The 19,886-nt window shown below is 75.8% G+C and carries 19 protein-coding genes; 14 read left to right on the forward strand and 5 right to left on the reverse strand.

Annotation, left to right across the window (positions count from 1 at the left end):
* Positions 1–169 precede the first annotated feature (169 nt).
* Positions 170–883, forward strand: coding sequence for an alpha/beta fold hydrolase (locus tag ACI79L_RS15580; RefSeq protein ID WP_456937669.1), 714 nt, complete (start codon positions 170–172; stop codon positions 881–883).
* A 42-nt stretch (positions 884–925) separates the two neighbouring features.
* Here the strand turns inward: ACI79L_RS15580 and ACI79L_RS15585 are convergent, their stop codons facing one another.
* The 3 genes from ACI79L_RS15585 to ACI79L_RS15595 all read right to left on the reverse strand — a co-directional run bounded on the left by ACI79L_RS15585 (position 926) and on the right by ACI79L_RS15595 (position 4,271).
* Positions 926–2,563, reverse strand: a complete 1,638-nt coding sequence (locus ACI79L_RS15585; protein ID WP_456937670.1) for an ABC-F family ATP-binding cassette domain-containing protein — start codon at positions 2,561–2,563, stop codon at positions 926–928.
* 84 nt (positions 2,564–2,647) lie between these two features.
* Positions 2,648–3,799, reverse strand: a complete 1,152-nt coding sequence (locus ACI79L_RS15590; RefSeq protein ID WP_456937671.1) for an adenylate/guanylate cyclase domain-containing protein — start codon at positions 3,797–3,799, stop codon at positions 2,648–2,650.
* A 13-nt stretch (positions 3,800–3,812) separates the two neighbouring features.
* The gene (locus ACI79L_RS15595) at positions 3,813–4,271 is read right to left on the reverse strand and encodes a universal stress protein (RefSeq protein ID WP_456937672.1); all 459 of its coding nucleotides are present in this window, start codon (positions 4,269–4,271) and stop codon (positions 3,813–3,815) included.
* Between the two features lie 200 nt (positions 4,272–4,471).
* Between ACI79L_RS15595 and ACI79L_RS15600 the strand changes: the two genes are divergently transcribed.
* The 9 genes from ACI79L_RS15600 (at position 4,472) to ACI79L_RS15640 (ending at position 15,875) form a co-directional block, all read left to right on the forward strand.
* Positions 4,472–5,443 (forward strand): ABC transporter ATP-binding protein, encoded by a 972-nt coding sequence (locus ACI79L_RS15600; protein ID WP_456937673.1) that lies wholly within the window; start codon positions 4,472–4,474, stop codon positions 5,441–5,443.
* Positions 5,440–6,195, forward strand: a complete 756-nt coding sequence (locus tag ACI79L_RS15605; RefSeq protein ID WP_456937674.1) for an ABC transporter permease — start codon at positions 5,440–5,442, stop codon at positions 6,193–6,195. The genes ACI79L_RS15600 and ACI79L_RS15605 overlap by 4 nt, the downstream gene beginning before the upstream one ends.
* 44 nt (positions 6,196–6,239) lie before the next feature.
* A complete protein-coding gene (locus tag ACI79L_RS15610) occupies positions 6,240–7,046 on the forward strand; it encodes an ankyrin repeat domain-containing protein (RefSeq protein WP_456937675.1) in 807 nt (268 codons plus the stop codon).
* 178 nt (positions 7,047–7,224) lie between these two features.
* Positions 7,225–11,019 (forward strand): multifunctional oxoglutarate decarboxylase/oxoglutarate dehydrogenase thiamine pyrophosphate-binding subunit/dihydrolipoyllysine-residue succinyltransferase subunit, encoded by a 3,795-nt coding sequence (locus tag ACI79L_RS15615; protein ID WP_456937676.1) that lies wholly within the window; start codon positions 7,225–7,227, stop codon positions 11,017–11,019.
* Positions 11,020–11,021: 2 nt separating this feature from the next.
* On the forward strand, positions 11,022–11,210 hold the full coding sequence (locus ACI79L_RS15620; protein WP_456937677.1) for a DUF6104 family protein: 189 nt from the start codon (positions 11,022–11,024) through the stop codon (positions 11,208–11,210).
* Positions 11,211–11,336: 126 nt separating this feature from the next.
* Positions 11,337–12,053: a metal-dependent hydrolase gene (locus ACI79L_RS15625; RefSeq protein WP_456937678.1), complete on the forward strand. Its 717-nt coding sequence runs from the start codon at positions 11,337–11,339 to the stop codon at positions 12,051–12,053.
* Between the two features lie 36 nt (positions 12,054–12,089).
* Positions 12,090–12,494, forward strand: a complete 405-nt coding sequence (locus tag ACI79L_RS15630; RefSeq protein WP_456937679.1) for a hypothetical protein — start codon at positions 12,090–12,092, stop codon at positions 12,492–12,494.
* A gap of 592 nt (positions 12,495–13,086) precedes the next feature.
* Positions 13,087–14,427, forward strand: coding sequence for an MFS transporter (locus ACI79L_RS15635; protein WP_456937680.1), 1,341 nt, complete (start codon positions 13,087–13,089; stop codon positions 14,425–14,427).
* The gene (locus ACI79L_RS15640) at positions 14,424–15,875 is read left to right on the forward strand and encodes a pyridoxal phosphate-dependent decarboxylase family protein (protein WP_456937681.1); all 1,452 of its coding nucleotides are present in this window, start codon (positions 14,424–14,426) and stop codon (positions 15,873–15,875) included. Before ACI79L_RS15635 ends, ACI79L_RS15640 begins: the two co-directional genes overlap by 4 nt.
* Here ACI79L_RS15640 and ACI79L_RS15645 read toward each other — a convergent pair.
* Positions 15,865–17,058 (reverse strand): NAD(P)-dependent malic enzyme, encoded by a 1,194-nt coding sequence (locus ACI79L_RS15645; protein ID WP_456937682.1) that lies wholly within the window; start codon positions 17,056–17,058, stop codon positions 15,865–15,867. The two genes, ACI79L_RS15640 and ACI79L_RS15645, sit on opposite strands and share 11 nt — an antisense overlap.
* 83 nt (positions 17,059–17,141) lie before the next feature.
* On the opposite strand from ACI79L_RS15645, the gene ACI79L_RS15650 reads away from it, so the two are divergent.
* Positions 17,142–17,747, forward strand: a complete 606-nt coding sequence (locus ACI79L_RS15650; RefSeq protein WP_456937683.1) for a dTDP-4-dehydrorhamnose 3,5-epimerase family protein — start codon at positions 17,142–17,144, stop codon at positions 17,745–17,747.
* Positions 17,748–17,756: 9 nt separating this feature from the next.
* Here ACI79L_RS15650 and ACI79L_RS15655 read toward each other — a convergent pair whose 3' ends face one another.
* Entirely contained in the window at positions 17,757–18,122 is a 366-nt protein-coding gene (locus ACI79L_RS15655) for a S24 family peptidase (protein WP_456937684.1), read from the reverse strand.
* Positions 18,123–18,173: 51 nt separating this feature from the next.
* On the opposite strand from ACI79L_RS15655, the gene sodN reads away from it, so the two are divergent.
* From sodN to ACI79L_RS15670, 3 genes are all read left to right on the forward strand, one after another.
* Positions 18,174–18,578, forward strand: coding sequence for a superoxide dismutase, Ni (sodN, locus tag ACI79L_RS15660; protein WP_456929294.1), 405 nt, complete (start codon positions 18,174–18,176; stop codon positions 18,576–18,578).
* A 126-nt stretch (positions 18,579–18,704) separates the two neighbouring features.
* Positions 18,705–19,118: a VOC family protein gene (locus tag ACI79L_RS15665; RefSeq protein WP_456937685.1), complete on the forward strand. Its 414-nt coding sequence runs from the start codon at positions 18,705–18,707 to the stop codon at positions 19,116–19,118.
* A 74-nt stretch (positions 19,119–19,192) separates the two neighbouring features.
* Entirely contained in the window at positions 19,193–19,882 is a 690-nt protein-coding gene (locus ACI79L_RS15670) for a phosphatidylserine decarboxylase (protein WP_456937686.1), read from the forward strand.
* Positions 19,883–19,886 lie beyond the last annotated feature (4 nt).

Below are 19,886 nucleotides of genomic sequence, written 5' to 3' on the forward strand. Positions count from 1 at the left end.
GCCCCGCCGTCCGCGCCGGGCCGCCGGGCGGCCCGGTCGAGCCCCGCGCAGCCCGCCCGGCGGCCCCAGGTGGTCAGGGCTCGGACACCCCGGGTGGCGGCACGCCCCCGGCCCGGCCTCCCGGGCCGGGGAGGCGGCCCGGTCGTCCGGGCCGGCGCATCCTCCGGGGATGGCTCACTACCTCCTCGTGCACGGCGGCTGGGGCGGTGGCTGGGTGTGGGACGACGTCGCCCGCCGCCTGGAGCACCTCGGCCACCGGGTGACGGTCGTCGACCAGATGCCCAGCGCCGGGACCGATCCCGCCGCGCTGGGTGACCTCCGCTCCGACGTGGACCACGTCCGCCAGGTCCTCGCCGGCGTCGACGAGCCGGTCGTGCTGGTCGCGCACTCCTACGGCGGCATGGTCATCACGGAGCTGGCCGACGACCCCCGGGTGCGGCACAGCGTGTACGTCGCCGCCTTCTGGCCGCAGCGCGGCCAGTCACTGCTGGACCTCGCGGGCAAGGACTCGCTCCCGTCCTGGATCGAGCCGCGCGACGACGGCTCCCTGGCGGTCAGCCGCGACGTCGACACGGTCCGGGAGGCGCTCTGCGCCGACCTCTCCCGGGAGCAGGCGACCGCCCTCCGTGACCGGCTCGTCCTGCAGTCCGCCGCTGCCTACGCGACGCCGAGCACCGCGCCCGAGCGCGGTCACCCGACGACGTACGTGGTGTGCGCCCAGGAGTCCGACAGCAGCATCCCGGTCCCGGCCCAGGAGGCGATGGCCGCGCGGGCCGACCGGCTGGTCCGCCTGCCCTCCGCGCACTTCGCCCCGCTGTCCGCCCCGGACGCGCTGGCCCGGGCCCTGGCCGACGTCGCGGAGAGGACCGGCGCCCGCGCCTGAGACGCCCCGGGCCCCTCGGGGCCGGTGACCTCCCGGCCGTGGTCAGCTCTCGCTGACCCGGCCGCCGTCGACGGTGATCCGCCGGGTGGTGGCCACCGCCTCGAGCATCCGGCGGTCGTGGGTGACCAGCAGCAGCGTGCCCGGGTAGGCGGCCAGCGCCGACTCCAGCTGCTCGATCGCCGGCAGGTCGAGGTGGTTGGTCGGCTCGTCGAGGACGAGCACGTTCACCCCGCGGGCCTGCAGCAGCGCCAGCGCCGCGCGGGTGCGCTCCCCCGGCGAGAGGGTGGCCGCGGTGCGCAGGACGTGCTCGGCGGTGAGGCCGAACTTGGCCAGCAGGGTGCGCACCTCGGCGGTCGGCCAGTCGGGCACCTTGGCGGCGAAGGCGTCGAGCAGCCGCCGGTCGCCGGTGAACAGCCCGCGGGCCTGGTCGACCTCGCCGAGCCGCACCGCGGGGCCGAGCGAAGCGGCGCCGGAGTCCAGCGGCACCCGGCCCAGCAGCGCGCCGAGCAGCGTCGTCTTGCCCGCGCCGTTGGGCCCGGTGATCGCCACCCGGTCGCCCCAGTCGACCTGCAGGCCCACCGGCCCGAGCGTGAAGTCCCCGCGGCGCACCACGGCGTCGCGCAGGGTGGCGACGACGGCCCCGGCGCGCGGCGCCGCGGCGATGGTCATCCGCAGCTCCCACTCCTTGCGCGGCTCCTCGACCACCTCCAGCCGCTCCAGCCGCCGCTCCGTCTGCTTGGCCTTGGCCCCCTGCTTCTCCGCCGTCGCCCGGTTGTGTGCCTTGATGAACTTGTCGGGGTCCTTCTGCTTCTTCACCGCGTCGCGGACGCCCTTGGCCAGCCAGTTGCGCTGCATGCGGGCCCGCGCCTCGAGTTCGGCCCTGGTCTCCGCGTACTCCTCGTACTCCTCGCGCGCGTGCCGGCGGGCCACCTCGCGCTCGGCGAGGTAGGCCTCGTAGCCGCCGTCGACCACGCGGACGAGTTGCTGGGCGAGGTCGAGCTCGACGACCCGGGTGACGGTGCGGCTGAGGAACTCGCGGTCGTGGCTGACCACGACGATGCCGGACCGGTTGCCGGTGACGAACGCCTCCAGCTGGTCCAGCCCGGCCAGGTCGAGGTCGTTGGTCGGCTCGTCGAGCAGCAGCACGTCGTAGCGGGACAGCAGCAGCGCGGCCAGCCCGACCCGCGCCGCCTGGCCGCCGGACAGCGCCGGCATCGCGGCGTCCGGGTCGACGCCGGGGGCGACCTCGGCGAGGACCTGCTCGAGCCGCTCGTCGAGGTCGGCGCCGCCGAGGGCCAGCCAGCGCTCCAGCGCCTCGGCGTAGGCGTCGTCGGCGCCGGGGCGGCCCTCGGCGAGGTCGGCGGTGGCGGCGTCGAGGGCGGCCTGCGCGGCGGTGACGCCGGTGCGGCGGGCCAGCGCGGCGGCGACGGTCTCGCCCTCGCGGCGGTCGCGCTCCTGCGGCAGGTGCCCGACGGTCGCCGTCGGCGGGCTCAGCGTGACCGAGCCGGAGCCGGCGGGCAGCTCGCCGGCCAGCGTGCGCAGCAGCGTGGACTTGCCGGCGCCGTTGACGCCGACCAGGCCGACGACGTCACCGGGCGCGACGACGAGGTCGAGGCCGGAGAAGAGGACGCGCGCGCCGAGGCCGGCGGCCAGGCCGCGCGCGACGAGGGTGGCGCTCATGGAGGTGCTCCCGGGAGGACGGATCGGTCGGGTCGACGTCGTTCCGGGGGTCACAGCACGGGCCCACGGTAGCGCGCGGCCCGGTCAGGCGTCGCGCGCGTTCCCGTCCCCCGCCCCGCCGTCGGCGTCCTCGTCGGGGTCCTCGTCGAGGTCCTCGTCCAGGTCCTCGTCCAGGTCCTCGTCGTGCTCCCGGCCGAGCACCTCGTCGGCCATCTCGTCGAGCATCGCCTCGAGCGCGTTGTCCTCCTCCCCCGCCGGCCGGCGGCGGACCAGCCACGGCCGGAGGTGGTCGTAGCCGCGCACCGACACCCGGCGCAGCGGCCGCACCCGGTACCGCGGGTGCCCGCGCAGCCGGCGGGCGAGCTCGCGGTCGACCAGCACCGTCCCGGGCCGGGCCACCGAGGTCAGCCGGCTGGCCAGGTTGACCACCGGCGAGTAGACGTCGCCGAGCCGGGTGAGCACCGTGCCGTAAGCGGCGCCGACCCGCAGCTGCGGCCGGTCGGGGGCGTCCCACGCCTCGGGCAGGGTCAGCCCGATCTCCACCGCGTCGACGGCGGAGGCGGCGGTGTAGAGGACGCCGTCGCCGACGGTCTTGACCACCCGGCCGTGCGAGCGGGCGATGACCTCGGTCGCGGTCGCCTCGAACGCCTCGACCATCGCGCCGAGCTCGCGGGCGGCCATGCCGCGGGAGCGGGTGGTGTAGCCGACCAGGTCGGCGAACCCGACGGCGAGCTCGCGGCGGTCGCCGGGCTCGCCGGTCGCCAGCACCCGGTCGATGTTGGCCGCCAGGTGCCGGCGCCAGACGTAGTCCTGGGTGCGGGCCAGCAGCGGCAGCAGCACGTCGGCCGCGGCGACCGGGTCGACGGCCTCCGGGCCGAGCTCGCGGGCCTGCCGGGTGAGGACGTCGGCGAGCAGGTCGGTCTGCCAGTCGGCCAGCCGCGACAGCGCCTGTCCGGTGGCCCGGGCGATCGAGGCCTCGGTGTCGGGGTCGACGAAGCCAGAGTCGATGAGCGCCGACAGGGTCCCCAGCGCCCCGACGTCGGCGAGGGTGAAGGCGGGGTCGTCGTCGGCGACGTCGGGGAAGCCCAGCGCCCGCCACAGCCGCTGGGTCCGCTCGGGCGGCATGCCCGCGGCCGCGGCCACCTCCAGCCGGGTCAGCCGGCGCGGGCCGCCGAGCAGCAGCCGCTCCAGCGCCGCCCGGACGGCGTCGCGGTCCGGGCCGGATCCGGGGTCCACGTCCGCCCCCGGGTCAGCCCGTCGTGTGGACGACGAGCACGTCGCAGGCCGCGCGGCGCGTGGCGTCGGCCGGCACCGAACCCAGCAGCCGGCCCCGGATGCCGTTGAGCCCGCGGTTGCCGACCACCAGCAGGTCGGCGTCCTCGCGCCGGACGACGTCGAGCAGCGCCTCCACCGGCGACCCGAGGACGGCGACGGTGCGCACGTCGCCGGCGCCGGCCTTCAGGGCCACCTCGCCGGCCTGCCGCACGGTCTCCTCGGCGGGGTTGGCGCCCACCACCTGGTAGGCCTCGTCCCCCAGCACGTCCCGGGCCCGGGACAGCTCCCGGTCGTCCTCCTCGGTGGGCAGGTGGGCGCAGGCCACGACGAGGGTCGCCCCGCAGGCGCCGGCGAGGGCACCGGCCCGCGCCACCGCGCGCAGCGAGGACTCCGAGCCGTCCGTCCCGACCACGACCGTCCGATACGCGCTCACGGCGCGCACTGTAGTGATCGCGCCGCGCCGCTGTGCCGCCGGTCACGGGCCGGGCACCCGATCGGGCTGCCGGGAAACGGCTGGTGGACGGCGGGTTGCCGGGGCGCGACCGGCGGCGCGCCGTCCCCCCGGGACCTCGGCAGCGTTCCCGGCGTGGGCCAGGATGGCGAGCGCACGGGGACCCGACGGCGAGGAGGACCATGACCAGCGCGACCCCCGGACGCCCGGGACCGGTGCGGGTCGAGGTGTCCGGCCTGAGCAAGGCCTTCGGCTCCGTGCGGGCCGTCTCCGACCTCGGCTTCACCGTGGAGCCGGGCTCGGTGACCGGCTTCCTCGGCCCCAACGGCGCGGGCAAGACGACGACGCTGCGGATGGTGCTCGGGCTCGTCACGCCCGACGCCGGCACCGCGACCTTCGACGGCGTCCCCTACGCGGCCCTGCGCGAGCCGGTGCGCACCGTCGGCGCCGTCCTCGAGACCGCGTTCCACCCCGCCCGCTCCGGCCGCGACCACCTGCGCGTGTACTGCCGCGCCGCCGGGCTGCCGGTCTCCCGCGCCGACGAGGTGCTCGAGCGGGTCGGGCTGACCGCCGCCGGGCGCCGCCGCGCCGGCGGCTACTCCCTCGGCATGCGGCAGCGGCTCGCGCTGGCCACGGCGCTGCTCGGCGACCCGTCGGTGCTCGTGCTCGACGAGCCGGCCAACGGGCTGGACCCCGAGGGCATCCTCTGGCTGCGCGGGTTCCTGCGGCACCTGGCGCACGACGAGGGCCGCACGATCCTCGTCTCCAGCCACCTGCTCGCCGAGGTGGAGCAGACCGCCGACCGGGTGGTCATCGTCGGCGCCGGCCGGCTGGTGCGGCAGGGCTCGATCGCCGAGCTGCGCGCCGGGGCGTCCGGCGGCAGCGTGCTCGCCCGCAGCCCCGAGGCCGACCGGCTGGCCGCCGTCCTCACCGGGGCGGGCATCGCCGCCACCCGCTCCGACGACGGCCTGGTCACCGTGACCGGGACGACGACCGCCGACGTCGGCGCCCGCGCCTTCGCCGCCGGGGTGGAGCTGCACGAGCTGCGCGCCGAGACCACCGGCCTCGAGGACCTCTACTTCCGGCTCACCGCCGGCCAGGAGCAGTACGCCGCCGACCCGACCGCCGTGACCGCCGAGGGAGCCGCCCGATGACCGCGCTGGTGCGCGCCGAGTGGACCAAGCTGTTCACCACGCGCGTGTGGATCGGCCTGCTGCTCGGGTCGTGCGTGATGGTCGCCGGCTTCGCCGTCCTGTTCACCGCGTTCGCCGGCGACGCCGAGGCCGGGCTGCCCCCGGTCGGCTCGGAGCAGTACGAGCAGCTCGCGCTGGCCACGGCCGCGAACGTGACCGTGCTCTTCCTCATCCTCGGGATCATCGGGATGACCCAGGAGTACCGGCACCGGACCGCGACGCCGACGTTCCTGACCACCCCGGCCCGGGGGCGCGTCGTCGTCGCCAAGCTGGTCTCGTACGCGCTGGCGGCGGTGCCCTTCGCGCTGCTGGTCCTGGCGGTGAACTACGTCGTCGTCGCGCTCTACGCCGGCGCGCGCGGGACCGCCCCGTCGCTGTCGGGCGACAACCTGCGGGTCCTGGCCTCCAGCGGGCTGGCGCTGGTCGTCTACGCCGTCATCGGCGTGGGCGTCGGCGCGCTGCTGCGCAACCAGGTGGGCGCGATCGTCGGGGCGCTGGTGTACCTGTTCGTCGTCGAGCCGATCATCCGGTCGGTCCCGGCGACGGCGCCCGCCTACAAGTGGCTGCCCGGCGGTGCGCTGGAGGCGCTGACGGCGACCTTCCAGGCCCCCGAGCTGCTGGAGCGGTGGCAGGGCGGCCTGCTGCTGCTCGGCTACGGTCTGCTGGCGGCCCTGCTCGGCACCTTCCTCGCCGTCCGCCGCGACGTCGGCTAGCCGGCGCCGGCCTCCCCGACCCCGCACCGAGAGGTCCTCCTCGCATGACCACCCGCATGACCGTGCAGCGCCTGGGCCGGCTGGTGGCCGACGGCGACGCCGAGGCCGTCCGCAGCGCCGTCACCGAGGCGCCGCGGCTGCTGACCGGCGCGGTCGAGCACGACGGCGACGCCGGCTGGACGCCGCTGCACCTGGCCGTCGCGCAGGGCCGCGAGGACGTGGTCGAGGTGCTGGTCGGGGCCGGCGCCGACCTCGCCGCGCGCACCGAGTCCGGCCGCACGCCGCTCCACGTCGCCGTCGAGCACGCCCCGCAGCTGGTGCCGGTCCTCACCGGGCTCGGCGCGGCCGTCGACGCCGCGGCCGCCGCCTACCTCGACGACACCGGCCGGCTCGCCGCCGAGCTCGACGCCGGGGCGCCGCTGACCGATCCCGCCGGCGGCTGGGACCTGCTGACGCTCGCCGCCGCCGGCGGGGCGGCGGGCACGCTGCGTCTGCTGCTCGACCGCGGCGCCGACCCCGACGGCGGCGCGCTGGCCGCGGCGGCCGCCGCGGGCCGCCCGGACCTGGTCCGCGTCCTGCTCGACGCCGGCGCCACCGTCGCCCGCCGGGACCCCGACACCGGCCGGACGGCGCTGCACGAGGCGGTCGCGGCCGGCCCGGGCGACGACGCGCCCGAGGTCGTGCGGCTGCTGCTGGCCGCCGGGGCCGACGTCAACGCGACCACCAGCGACGGGGCCAGCGCCCTCGACATCGGTCGGGTCGCGGCGGCCCGGCACCGGCGCGACGCTGGTCAGGCGGGCGCCCGCGACGCGCTCGTCGACCTGCTCGTCGCCTCCGGCGCCACCGACTGACCGGCCGCCGACCAGCGGCGTCCGGGACGCAGACGGCCTGCTCCGCGCGGTTCCGGAGAACCGGACGGGCGTAGACTCCAACCCCGGTCCAGCGACGTCCACCGACGACGAAGAAGGCACTCGCCCCGTGTCACGCGACAACTCATCCCGGCCGTCCACCACCTCGTCCTCCTCCGCGGTGGCGGGCTTCGGCACCAACGAGTGGCTGGTCGAGGAGATGTACCAGCAGTACCTCGCCGACCCGTCCAGCGTGGACCAGGCCTGGCACGAGTTCTTCGCCGACTACCGGCCGGGCAGCCCGGTCGCCGCGAGCGACGACCGTGAGCAGGCGCCGGCCGCCGGCAACGGCGCCGCCGCGCAGCCCGAGCCCGCCGCCGCGGCGGCCTCCCCCGCGCGCCCGGCCGCGGCCGACGCCGCCGCCTCGGCCCCCGCAGCCGCCGCGCCCGCGGCGCCGTCCCCGGCACCGGCGCGCTCCACCCCGGTCCCCGAGCGCACGGAGGCCACCGTGGTCGACCAGGCCGCCGACCGAGCCGACCAGACGGCCAAGGCCGCGCCCGCCCCGGCGAAGCCGGCCCCGGCCGCCGCGAAGCCTGCCGCGGGCCCCGCCGGCGACGGCCCGAAGCGCACGCCGCTGCGCGGCGCCGCCGCCAGCGTCGTCAAGAACATGAACGCCTCGCTCACCGTGCCGACGGCGACGAGCGTGCGCGCGGTGCCGGCCAAGCTGCTGGCCGACAACCGCATCGTCATCAACAACCACCTGAAGCGCTCGCGCGGCGGGAAGGTCTCGTTCACCCACCTGATCGGCTACGCGCTGGTCCGGGCGCTGGACGACTTCCCGAACATGAACGCGGCCTTCGCCGAGGTCGACGGCAAGCCGACCCTGGTGCAGCCCGAGCACGTCAACTTCGGCCTGGCCATCGACCTGCCCAAGGCCGACGGCTCCCGCTCGCTCGTCGTCGCCTCGATCAAGGCCGCCGAGGAGATGGACTTCGCCCAGTTCTGGGGCGCCTACGAGGACGTCATCCGCCGCGCCCGCGCCGGCAAGCTGACCCTCGAGGACTTCTCCGGCACCACGATCAGCCTGACCAACCCGGGCACGATCGGCACGGTCCACTCGGTGCCGCGGCTGACCGCCGGCCAGGGCGCGATCATCGGCGTCGGCGCGATGGAGTACCCGGCCGAGTTCCAGGGGATGAGCCCCGAGGCGCTGACCGAGCTCGGCGTCTCGAAGATCATCACGTTGACCTCGACCTACGACCACCGGATCATCCAGGGCGCCGAGTCCGGCGACTTCCTGCGCCGGCTGCACCAGCTGCTGCTCGGCGAGGACGGCTTCTACGACGAGGTCTTCCGGTCCCTGCGCCTCCCCTACGAGCCGGTGCGCTGGATGCCGGACGTGCGGGTGAGCCGCGAGGGGCAGATCGACAAGGAAGCCCGGGTCATCGAGGTCATCGAGTCCTACCGGCGCAACGGCCACCTCATGGCCGACACCGACCCGCTCGAGTTCAAGGTCCGCAGCCACCCCGACCTGGACATCCTCCAGCACGGCCTCACGCTGTGGGACCTCGACCGGCCCTTCCCCGTCGGCGGGTTCGTCGGCGAGAAGGTCATGCCGCTGCGCGACATCCTCGGCGTGCTGCGCAACTCCTACTGCCGCACCGTCGGCGTGGAGTACATGCACATCACCGACCCCGAGGAGCGCGAGTGGCTGCAGAAGCGCATCGAGCTCAAGGCCGAGCAGCCCGACCGGGAGAAGCAGAAGCACATCCTCGGCCGGCTCAACGCCGCTGAGGCGTTCGAGACCTTCCTGCAGACCAAGTACGTCGGCCAGAAGCGGTTCAGCCTCGAGGGCGGCGAGTCGGTCATCCCGATCCTCGACGAGGTCCTCATCGCCGGCACCGACCACGGCCTCGACGAGGTCGCGATCGGCATGGCCCACCGCGGCCGGCTCAACGTCCTGGCCAACGTCCTGGGCAAGAGCTACTCGAAGATCTTCGGCGAGTTCGAGGGCAACATCGACCCCGGCACGGTCCAGGGCTCGGGCGACGTCAAGTACCACCTCGGCGCCGAGGGCACCTTCGAGAACCCGTTCAAGCCGGGTGCCGAGATCGCCGTCTCGCTGGCCAGCAACCCCTCGCACCTGGAGACGGTCAACCCGGTCCTCGAGGGCATCACCCGCGCCAAGCAGGACATGATCGACAAGGGCGAGCAGGGCTTCACCGTCCTGCCGGTCCTGCTGCACGGCGACTCCGCGTTCGCCGGCCAGGGCGTCGTCCAGGAGACGCTGAACCTGTCCCAGCTGCGCGGCTACCGCACCGGCGGCACCGTGCACGTGGTCATCAACAACCAGGTCGGCTTCACCACCAGCCCGGCCGCGGCCCGCTCGAGCCTCTACTCGACCGACGTCGCGCGGATGGTCAACGCGCCGGTCTTCCACGTCAACGGCGACGACCCCGAGGCGTGCGTGCGCGTGGCCCGGCTGGCCGTCGAGTACCGGCAGGCGTTCAGGAAGGACGTCGTCATCGACCTGGTCTGCTACCGCCGCCGCGGGCACAACGAGGGCGACGACCCGTCGATGACCCAGCCGCTGATGTACGACATCATCGACCGCAAGCGCTCGGTCCGGAAGCTGTACACCGAGGCACTGGTCGGCCGCGGCGACATCACGCTGGCCGAGGCCGAGGAGGCCCTGAAGGACTACCGCGACCAGCTGGAGCGGGCCTTCGCCGAGACCCACGACGCCACCGAGACCCCGAAGCCGCAGCCGGTCATGGACCAGCCGGCCCAGCAGGTCTCGGCCGTCGCCACCGCCATCACCCCCGAGGTGATGAAGGCGATCGGCGACGCGCACGTCTCGCTGCCGCCGAACTTCACCCCGCACCCGAAGCTCAAGCGGCTGCTCGAGCGGCGCGCGGCGATGGTGAGCGAGGGCGGCATCGACTGGGCGATGGGCGAGCTGCTGGCCTTCGGGTCGCTGCTCATGCAGGGCGTGCCGGTGCGGCTGGCCGGTCAGGACTCCCGCCGCGGCACGTTCGTGCAGCGCCACTCGGTGCTCATCGACCGGGAGACCGCCGCCGAGTACACGCCGCTGGCGCACCTGGCCGAGGACCAGGCGAAGTTCTTCGTCTACGACTCGCTGCTGTCCGAGTACGCGGCGCTGGGCTTCGAGTACGGCTACTCGGTGGCCAACCCCAGGGCGCTGGTCCTCTGGGAGGCGCAGTTCGGCGACTTCGTCGACGGCGCGCAGATGGTCATCGACGAGTTCATCTCCTCCGGCGAGGCCAAGTGGGGGCAGCGCTCCGGCGTGACCATGCTGCTGCCGCACGGCCTCGAGGGTCAGGGCCCGGACCACTCCAGCGGCCGCATCGAGCGGTTCCTGCAGCTGTGCGCCGAGAACAACATGACCGTCGCCAACTGCTCGACGCCGGGCAACTACTTCCACCTGCTGCGCCGGCAGGCGCTCTCCGACGTGCACCGGCCGCTGGTCGTGTTCACGCCGAAGTCGCTGCTGCGGGCCAAGGCGGCGGTCAGCCCGGTCGCGGACTTCACCGACGAGGGCTTCCGCCCGGTGCTCGGCGACCCGGGCGTCGGCGGCGAGCCGCTCGACGACGCCGCGGTGCGCCGGGTGCTGCTGTGCAGCGGCAAGGTCGCCTACGACCTGCTCGCGCAGCGGGAGAACGAGGGCCGCGCGGACACCGCGATCCTGCGGGTCGAGCAGCTCTACCCGCTGCCGGCCGAGCAGATCGCCGAGGCGGTCGGCCGCTACCCGAACGCGCAGGACCTGGTCTGGGTGCAGGAGGAGCCGGCGAACATGGGTGCCTGGTCGTTCATGGCGCTCAACCTGCCAGAGCACCTCGGCGGTCGGACGCTGCGGCGGGTCAGCCGGAAGGCCTCGGCCAGCCCGGCCGTCGGTTCGGCCAAGGTGCACGAGGTGGAGCAGAAGGAGCTCGTCGCGCAGGCGTTCGCCGGCTGACCGTGTACTTCACCGATCGCGGCCTGGAGGAGCTGGCCGACCGGCGGGGCGAGGAGCAGGTGACCCTCGCCTGGCTGGCCGACCAGCTGCAGGCCTTCGTCGACCAGCACCCCGACTTCGAGGTGCCGATCGAGCGGCTGGCCACGTGGCTGGCGCGCGGCGGCACCGACGACGTCGAGGACCTCGACTGACCGACTGACCGACGAGATCGGCGATCTCGCCCGTTCCGGCCACCTGGAACACGCGAGATCGCCGATCTCGTCGTCTCCGGAGCGCGCCTGCACCGGCCGGGCCGCGGACGACGGCACGCTGTGTCCGTGCTCGGTCACTCGCACGCCCTCTCCGGACTCGCGACCGGCGCGGCGACCCTGCCCTGGGCGCCCGTCGAGGGCACCGTCGCCCAGGTCGCGTGGGTCGCCGCCGCCGGCGGGTTCGCCATGCTGCCCGACCTCGACCACACCGGCTCCACGGTCTCGGACATGTGGGGGCCGGTGACCGACGTGCCCTCCGGCGCGATCGGCCGGCTGGCCGGCGGGCACCGCTGGGGCACCCACGACGCCGTGCTCGCGCCGCTGGCCTTCGGCGCGCTGGCGCTGGCCGCGGCCACCCTGTTCTGGTCCAGCCTCCTGGTCATGGCGCTGGGGATCGGGCTGGCGCTGCGGGCGCTGCACTTCGTCATCCCCGGCCGGGCGGAGAACACCGTCGTCGGCAACCTGCTGCTCTCCTTCGGCGGCGCCTGGCTGCTGCTGGCCCACACACCGCAGCCCACGTGGCTGCCGTACGCGGTCGGGCTGGGCGTCCTCACGCACATCGCGGGCGACCTGATCACCAGGCAGGGCGTGCCGCTGCCGGTGCTGTGGCTGGCCAAGCGCCGCCGGCTCGCGCTCACCCCGATGCGCACCGGGACGACGCTGGAGAAGGCGGTGCTGGCGCCGCTGTTCCTCGGCGTCGCGGTGTGGTTCGTCTACGCCAACACCGGCGCCCGCGAGGCACTGGACCCCTACCTGGCCGACCTGGTCAGCCTCGGCGGCTGAGACCGCGCCGAGACCCCCGCGCGCCATGCTCGGCGCGTGACCCGCGTCGGCGCGCTGCTCGTGGCCCTGGCGTGCGCCGGGTGCACGCCGCCCGCCGGTACCCCGGAGGCCAGGATCCCGCAGGCGTTCACCGGCCGTGACGTGCTGCCGGCCTGCCCGGGGCAGGACCTCGGCCAGGGCGAGCGGGTCGCCGCGGACGTCCTGGCGTGCCTGGCCGCCGGCGGCACCACCGGCGGGGCGGAGCTGGAGGTCACCCGTCCCACCACCGAGGGGGACCCGGTGACCGGCTGGTACCGCGCCCGGCCCGGCGTCCCCGGCCTCGAGGTGTTCGTCGACGGCAGCCGCGACCGGTTCGGCACCGGCGACTGGCTGCGGCTGGACTGCCCCGCGGCGACATCCCCGGAGGACCTCGGGGACTGCGCGGAGACCGTGCTGGGCTGAGGTCAGCCGCCCCGCGTCATCGTGGACCCGTAGCCGCCGCCGGGCCACCGCCACGCGCCCTCGTTGACCGTGCCGTCGGGGCTGAACCGCCCCTCGTAGCGGGCCGGGGAGCCGGTGCCGCCGAACCAGATCCGGAGGACGTCGCCCTCGAGCCGGTAGGTGTACCCGAGCAGTTCCCCCCGGCGCCGGAGAAGTGCGACCGCAGCTCGCCGGCGCCCTCGTCCCAGCCGATGTACTCCACCCCGCGGGTGGGGTCGTCGCCGCGCAGGTCCACGTGCTGGACCAGCCAGTTGCCGCCGTCCATCCACTCGTAGCGGACCTCTCCGCGCGGGCCGCCGGGGCCCGAGGCGGTCCAGGTGCCGACCAGCCGGTCGAGGGTGCGCAGCGCCGCCGCGCGGGCCTCGGGAGCGGGAGCGGTGCCCGGGTCGGGGTCCATGGTCGCCTCCGGAGCGCGCGGGGCCCGGCGCCGTCGCGGGGCCACACGGGGAGGACCCGCGGCGGCTCCTCCCTCATCGGTGGACACCCCTCATCGGTGGACAGCGCGGAGGGTTCCGAGACCGCGCCGCGCCGACGGCGGCTACGGTGCCCCGCTGTGACCGCCGTCGCACCGCGCCTGTCCCGGGGGACCCACCTCGGGTACGCCCTCGGCTCGATCGGGACGGCGGCCTTCGGCACGGTGCCCGGCCTGCTGCTGCTCCACTACCTGACCGACGAGCTCGGCGTCGCCGCCGGGCTGGCCGGGCTGGTGGTGTTCGCGCCCAAGGCCTGGGACGTACTGCTCAACCCGTGGATCGGCAGCCGCTCGGACCGGACGACGGGCCGCTGGGGGCCGCGCCGGCCGTGGATGCTGGCCGGCGGGCTCGCCCTGCCGCCGTTGTTCGTCCTGGTGTTCGCCGGCCCCGGCGCCCCTCCGGCGGCGGCCGCGGCGTGGGTGGCGGTGACCTTCCTGCTCGCGGCGACCGCCTACGGCTGCTTCCAGGTGCCCTACGTGGCCCAGCCGGCCGAGATCACCGACGACCCCGGCGAGCGGTCGACGCTCATGTCCTGGCGGGTGGCCGCGCTGGCGCTGGGCATCCTGCTCGCCGGCGCGGGCGCGCCCGCGGTGGTCGACCTGGCCGGCGGCGGGCGCGCCGGGCACCTCGCGATGGCGGTGTTCGTCGCGGTGCTGCTGGCCGCCGGGATGCTCGGCGCGGTCGCCGGCACGCGGCGGGCGCCCACCCTCACCCGCGTCGGGAGCGAGGGGCGGCTGGGCGCCACGCTCGTCGTCGCCTGGCGGTCCCGGCCGTTCCGGGTGCTGCTCACCGGCTTCGTCGTCCAGGCGCTGGGGATCGGCGTGATGCTCGCCGGCGTCCCCTACTACTCCGAGCACGTGCTCGGCGACGCCGCGGCCGGCTCTCTGCTGTTCGCCGCGCTGGTCGGCCCGGCGATCCTCGTCATGCCGCTGTGGCTGCGGGTCAGCCGGCGGCTGGGCAAGCGGACCGGGCTGCTGGTGTCCTCGACGCTGTTCGCGGCCGGGGCCGGGGCGCTCGCGCTGGTCGGCCCGGGCGGCATCGGCGTCGCGGTCGCGCTCGTGGTACTGGTCGGCGTCGGCTACGCCGGCATGCAGATGTTCCCGCTGGCGATGCTGCCCGACGTCGTCGCCGCCGACGAGGCCGCGTCCGGGCGGCGGCGGGCCGGCGTGTTCACCGGCGTGTGGACGGCGGCCGAGACGCTCGGCCTCGCCGTCGGGCCGGGCCTGCTCGGGCTGCTGCTGGCCGCGGCCGGCTACGTCTCCTCCACCGGCGGCGACGCCGTCCAGTCCGGCGGCGCGGTGCTCGCCGTCCGGCTGGGTTTCACCGTCGTCCCGGCGCTGTTCGTGCTCGCCGGCCTGCCGGTGCTGGCCCGCTACCGGCTCGACCCCGCCCCCGCCCGGCCCCAGGAGGTCCCCGCGTGACGCCGCAGGAGGTGCTGGCCGAGCTCACCGCGCTGCAGGCCGGCGACGTGCCCACCCACGGGGGCTCGACGATGGCCTACGTCTACGACTCCGGGCTGGCCGGCGTCGAGGACCTCGCCGCCGCCGCGCAGGCCGCCTTCCAGTGGACCAACGCGCTGGACCCGACCGCCTTCCCCAGCGTCGCCCGCATCGAGGACGACCTGGTGGGCGCGGCGGCCGACCTGCTCGGCGGCGGCCCGGCGACGGTCGGCACGGTCACCAGCGGTGGCACCGAGAGCTGCCTGCTGGCGGTGCTGGCCGCCCGCGAGCGGTGGCGCGCACGCGGCGGCACCGGGCGACCCCGGCTGCTGCTCCCGGTCACCGCGCACGCCGCGTTCCGCAAGGCCGCGCACCTGTTCGACCTCGAGGTCGCCGACGCCGCCGTCGACCCGGTCACCTGCCGCGCGCTGCCCTCCGCGGTGGCAGCCGCTCTGGACGCCCGGACCGCGCTGGTCGTCGTCAGCGCGCCGTCCTATCCGCACGGCGTGCTCGACCCGGTCGGTGAGGTGGCCGCGCTGGCCGCCGCCGCGGGCGTGCCCTGCCACGTGGACGCCTGCATCGGCGGCTGGGTGCTGCCCTTCCTCGACGACGTCCCCGAGCCCTTCGACCTGTCGGTGCCCGGCGCGACCTCGCTGTCGGTGGACCTGCACAAGTACGGCTACGCGCCCAAGGGCGTCTCCGTGCTGCTCACCGCGGAGCCCGAGCTGCGGCAGGGGCACTGGTTCAGCACCGCCGGCTGGCCCGGCTACCCGGTGGTCAACCCGACGCTCGCCGGCACCCGCCCGGCCGGGCCGATGGCCGCCGCCTGGGCGGTGCACCGGTGGCTGGGCCGGGACGGGTACGCCGAGCTGGCGCGGGCCACGCGGGCGGCCACGGTCGCGCTCGCCCAGGGCGCGGCGGCGATCCCCGGCCTGCGGGTGGTCGGGACGCCGGTGGCCACGCTGGTCGCGCTGGCGCAGGACGGCCCGGACGGCGTCGACGTGCTCAACCTCGCCGACGAGGCCACCGCCCGGGGCTGGCTGCTGCAGCCCCAGCCGCCGTTCGCCCAGCCCGGCGGCGCGGACCTGCCGGCCACGCTGCACCTCACCGTCACCGGCGCGACCGCCGGCCGGGTGGACGGCCTGCTCACCGACCTCGCCGACGCCGCCCGCGCGGCCGCGGCGCTGCCCCCGCCGGTGGCCGACCCGGACCTGGTCGCGGCCGCCGCGACGATCGACCCGGCCGCGCTCACCGTGGCCGAGGTCGACGCGCTGCTGGAGGTCGCCGGCGTCGGCGGCGGGCGGCTGCCCGAGCGGATGGCGCCGGTGCACGCCCTGGTGGCGGCGCTCCCCCGCCCGGTGGCCGAGCGGCTGCTCGCCGGCGTCCTCGACCTGGTCTACCGGCCGCGCCGGGCGGCGCTCAGCGGGTGACGCCCTGCTCGCGGGCGCAGGCGGACACGGCCTCGGCGACCGCGGTGGCCACCCGCCGGTCCAGCGGGCTGGGGACGACGTGGCCCGGCGCCAGGTCGTCGCCGACGACGCCGGCGATCGCCTCGGCGGCGGCCAGCTTCATCTCCTCGGTGATCGCCGTGGCGCCGGCGTCGATGGCGCCGCGGAACACGCCGGGGAACGCCAGCACGTTGTTGATCTGGTTGGGCAGGTCGCTGCGCCCGGTGGCGACGACGGCGGCGTACCGCGCGGCCATGTCCGGGTCGACCTCGGGCGTCGGGTTGGCCAGCGAGAACACGATGCAGTCCGCCGCCATCGACGCGATCGCCGCCTCCGGCACCGAGCCGCCGGACAGGCCGAGGTAGACGTCGGCGCCCTCGAGCGCGCCGGTCATCGTGCCCGCGTACCCGGCCCGGTTGGTGTTCTCGGCGACCCAGCGCTTGACCGGCGTGAGGTCCTCGCGGCCGGCGTGCAGCACCCCGCGCGAGTCGGCGACGGCGATGTCGCCCACCCCCCCCTCGAGCAGGATCCTGGTGCACGCGATGCCCGCCGCCCCGGCGCCGGCCACCACCACCCGCAGGTCGCCCAGCGTGCGGCCGGTGACCCGCGCCGCGTTGCGCAGCGCGGCGAGGACGACGATCGCCGTCCCGTGCTGGTCGTCGTGCATGACCGGGACGTCGAGCCGCTCGCGCAGCCGGTCCTCGATCTCGAAGCAGCGCGGGGCGCTGATGTCCTCGAGGTTGATCCCGCCGAACGACGGTGCGATCGCGACGACGGCCGCGACGATCTCGTCGACGTCGGTGGTCGACAGCACGATCGGCACCGCCGACAGCCCGGCGAACTCGCTGAACAGGCAGGCCTTGCCCTCCATCACCGGGAGCGCCGCGGCCGGGCCGATGTCGCCCAGGCCCAGGACGGCGGTGCCGTCGGAGACGACGGCGACCACCCGCGGGGCCCAGGTGAACCGGCGGGCGAGCGCGGGCTCGGCGGCGATCGCGCTGGACACGCGGGCCACACCCGGGGTGTAGGTGAGCGCGAGGTCCTCGCGGGTCTCGATCGGCCGGGTGGGCCGTACCGCGAGCTTGCCGCCCTCGTGGACGGCGAACGCCGCGTCCCCGCTGAAGCGGTCGGCACTGTCCCCGGCGGAGCCCGTCGCTGCGCTCATGGCCTCGACAGGGTAGTGGTGTGACCTCCGTCGCCGGGCCGCCGACCCCGCACGCGCGGCACCGGGCTCGCTACCGTGCGGCCGTGGAGATCCGAGAACTCGCCGTCCCGGACAGCTACGTCCTCGACCTGGTGGCGCACGGGGACGACCGGGGCCGGTTCACCGAGTGGTACCGCGCCGACGTGCTCGCCGGGGCCACCGGGTGGGCGCTGCCGCTGGCCCAGGCCAACCACAGCGTCTCGGCGCGCGGCGTGCTGCGCGGCGTGCACTTCGCGCTGGTGCCGCCGGGGCAGGCCAAGTACGTGTACTGCCCGGCCGGGCGGGTGCTCGACGTCGTCGTCGACATCCGGGTGGGCTCGCCCACCTTCGGCGTCTCCGACGCCGTCCTGCTGGAAGCGGAGAAGCCGCGTGCGGTCTTCCTCGCCGAGGGCCTCGGCCACGCCTTCCTCTCCCTGGAGGACGGCTCGTCGGTCACCTACCTGGTCTCCTCGGGCTACTCCCCCGGCCGCGAGTTCGGCGTCTCGCCGATGGACCCCGAGCTCGGCCTGCCGTGGCCGGACGACGTCGAGGTCCGGCTCTCGGACAAGGACCGGGCCGCGCCCACCCTGGCGCAGGCCCGCGAGCAGGGCATCCTGCCGACGATGGAGGAGTGCCGCGCCTGGTACGCCCAGCAGCGCGCCGGTGCGTAGACGGCGGCCCTAGAGCGCGGGGGCCGCGGCCAGCCGGCCGGGGCGCGGGTGCATCCGGAGGACGACCCGGCCGACGGCGACCGCGGGCCCGTAGGCCCGGCTGTCGTCGGTCACCAGCGGGTTGTCCCCGCGGACGTCGACGGCGCCGCCGTCGAGCAGCCGGTGCACCCGCTTGACCACCAGCAGGTCCGGGCGGGCCGGGAAGCGGGCCAGCACGACGTCGCCCACCCGGGCCCGGCCGCGGCGCAGCCGGCGCACCAGCAGCCGGTCACCGTGCCGGACGGTCGGCGTCATGGAGGGGCCGGTGACCCGCGCGAGCACCCACACCGCGGGCAGCGGTGGGAACGGCCGCTCGGCGGGACGGGGGCTGATCACCGCGAGTAGGGTCGCAGACGACCCGATCGATCGACACACGAAGGAGCAAGCATGCTGTTCAGCCGCGTGTTCTCCGCCGTCGAGGCCACCGCGCACTGCGACCTCCCGTGCGGCGTGTACGACCCGGCCCAGGCCCGCATCGAGGCCGAGTCGGTCAAGGCCATCCAGGAGAAGTACCAGGCGAGCGACGACGAGGTCTTCAAGCAGCGCTGCGTGCTCATCAAGGAGCAGCGCTCGGACCTGGTGAAGCACCACCTGTGGGTGCTGTGGACCGACTACTTCAAGCCGCCGCACTTCGAGAAGTACCCGCAGCTGCACGAGCTGTTCAACAAGGCCACCAAGCAGGCCGGCGCCGCCGGCGGCAAGGGCAGCATGGACCCGGCCGAGGGCCAGAAGCTGCTCGACTACATCGCCGAGATCGACAAGATCTTCTGGGAGACCAAGGCCGCGGCCTGACCTCGCAGCACGACGTCCCGACGGCCGGTGGGCACCTCGCCCACCGGCCGTCGGCGTCCCCGGGACCGATGAGTCCCGCCCCACCCGCCGGTCTGCACCCCGCCACCCCAGACCCGAGGAGACCCGATGGCCGTCCGGCTCAACCCCTACCTGCACTTCTCCGGCGACGCCCGCGAGGCGATGGAGCTCTACCGGTCCGTCTTCGGCGGGCACCTCGACGTCATGACCTTCGGCGACGTCGGCGGGGGCGGCGACCGGTTCCCCGCCGACGGCGTCATGCACGCCTTCCTGCGCACCGAGCACGGCCTGGAGCTCATGGCCTCCGACGGCCACGACCCCGACGCCGGCGGGCCGGACAAGGTGTCGGTCTCGCTGTCCGGGGACGACGCGGAGACGCTGACCCGCTGGTTCGAGCAGCTCGCCGACGGCGGCCGGGTCGACGTCCCGCTCGAGAAGCAGATGTGGGGCGACACCTTCGGCCAGGTCACCGACCGGTTCGGGATCCGCTGGCTGGTCAACGTGGCGACCCCCGCGAGCTGACGCCGCGACCCGCCCACCGGCCTCCCCGGCGGGTGGGCGGGCCGCGCGACCGCCCCCGGTACCGTCGGACCTCGATGCGCATCGACCGGGCCGGGTGGCCCTTCATCACCGGACCCCTGGCCCCGGCCGCGCTGCTGGCCGCTGCCGGCGCGGCCCGCGGGCGCCGCTGGGCGCGGCTCGCCGCGTGGCCGTTCCTCGCCCTGTCGGCCTACATGGTGCTGTTCTTCCGGGACCCCGAGCGCGCCTGCGACCGCGAGGAACCGCCGGCCGACGTCGTCCTCTCCCCCGCCGACGGCATGGTGATGGTCGCCGGCGAGCCGCAGGAGGGCGTGGCGCCCGAGCCCGCGCCCGAGGGCGGCTGGCAGCAGGTCAGCGTGTTCCTCTCGGTGGTCGACGTGCACGTCAACCGCTCGCCCTACCGCGGCGAGGTGGTGGAGAGCTCCTACCGCAAGGGCAGCTTCCTGGCCGCCTACCGCGCCGAGTCGGCGCACCGCAACGAGCGCAGCGAGCTGTGGCTGCGCGAGGACCACCCGGACGGCGAGCGCACCGTCGTCTTCCGGCAGCTGGTCGGCGTGCTGGCGCGCCGCATCGTCACGCGCACCGGCGTCGGCCAGCGGCTGGCCACCGGCGAGCGGTTCGGCCTGATGAAGTTCGGCTCGCGGATGGACGTCTTCGTCCCGGCCGGGTGCACGCTCACCGTGCGGAAGGGGCAGCGGGTGCGCGGCGGGGAGACCGTCATCGCCCGCTGGCCCGCCGCGGGCTGAGGGG

The sequence above is a fragment of the Geodermatophilus sp. SYSU D00684 genome, from assembly GCF_054050455.1.

Excerpts from the sequence above, each read along its gene's own strand:
- ACI79L_RS15610 (WP_456937675.1), top strand. The coding sequence starts at position 6,240 with ATGACCACCCGCATGACCGTGCAGCGCCTGGGCCGGCTGGTGGCCGAC.
- ACI79L_RS15605 (WP_456937674.1), top strand. The coding sequence starts at position 5,440 with ATGACCGCGCTGGTGCGCGCCGAGTGGACCAAGCTGTTCACCACGCGC.
- ACI79L_RS15585 (WP_456937670.1), bottom strand. The coding sequence starts at position 2,563 with ATGAGCGCCACCCTCGTCGCGCGCGGCCTGGCCGCCGGCCTCGGCGCG.
- ACI79L_RS15580 (WP_456937669.1), top strand. The coding sequence starts at position 170 with ATGGCTCACTACCTCCTCGTGCACGGCGGCTGGGGCGGTGGCTGGGTG.
- sodN (WP_456929294.1), top strand. The coding sequence starts at position 18,174 with ATGCTGTTCAGCCGCGTGTTCTCCGCCGTCGAGGCCACCGCGCACTGC.
- ACI79L_RS15645 (WP_456937682.1), bottom strand. The coding sequence starts at position 17,058 with ATGAGCGCAGCGACGGGCTCCGCCGGGGACAGTGCCGACCGCTTCAGC.
- ACI79L_RS15600 (WP_456937673.1), top strand. The coding sequence starts at position 4,472 with ATGACCAGCGCGACCCCCGGACGCCCGGGACCGGTGCGGGTCGAGGTG.
- ACI79L_RS15665 (WP_456937685.1), top strand. The coding sequence starts at position 18,705 with ATGGCCGTCCGGCTCAACCCCTACCTGCACTTCTCCGGCGACGCCCGC.
- ACI79L_RS15670 (WP_456937686.1), top strand. The coding sequence starts at position 19,193 with ATGCGCATCGACCGGGCCGGGTGGCCCTTCATCACCGGACCCCTGGCC.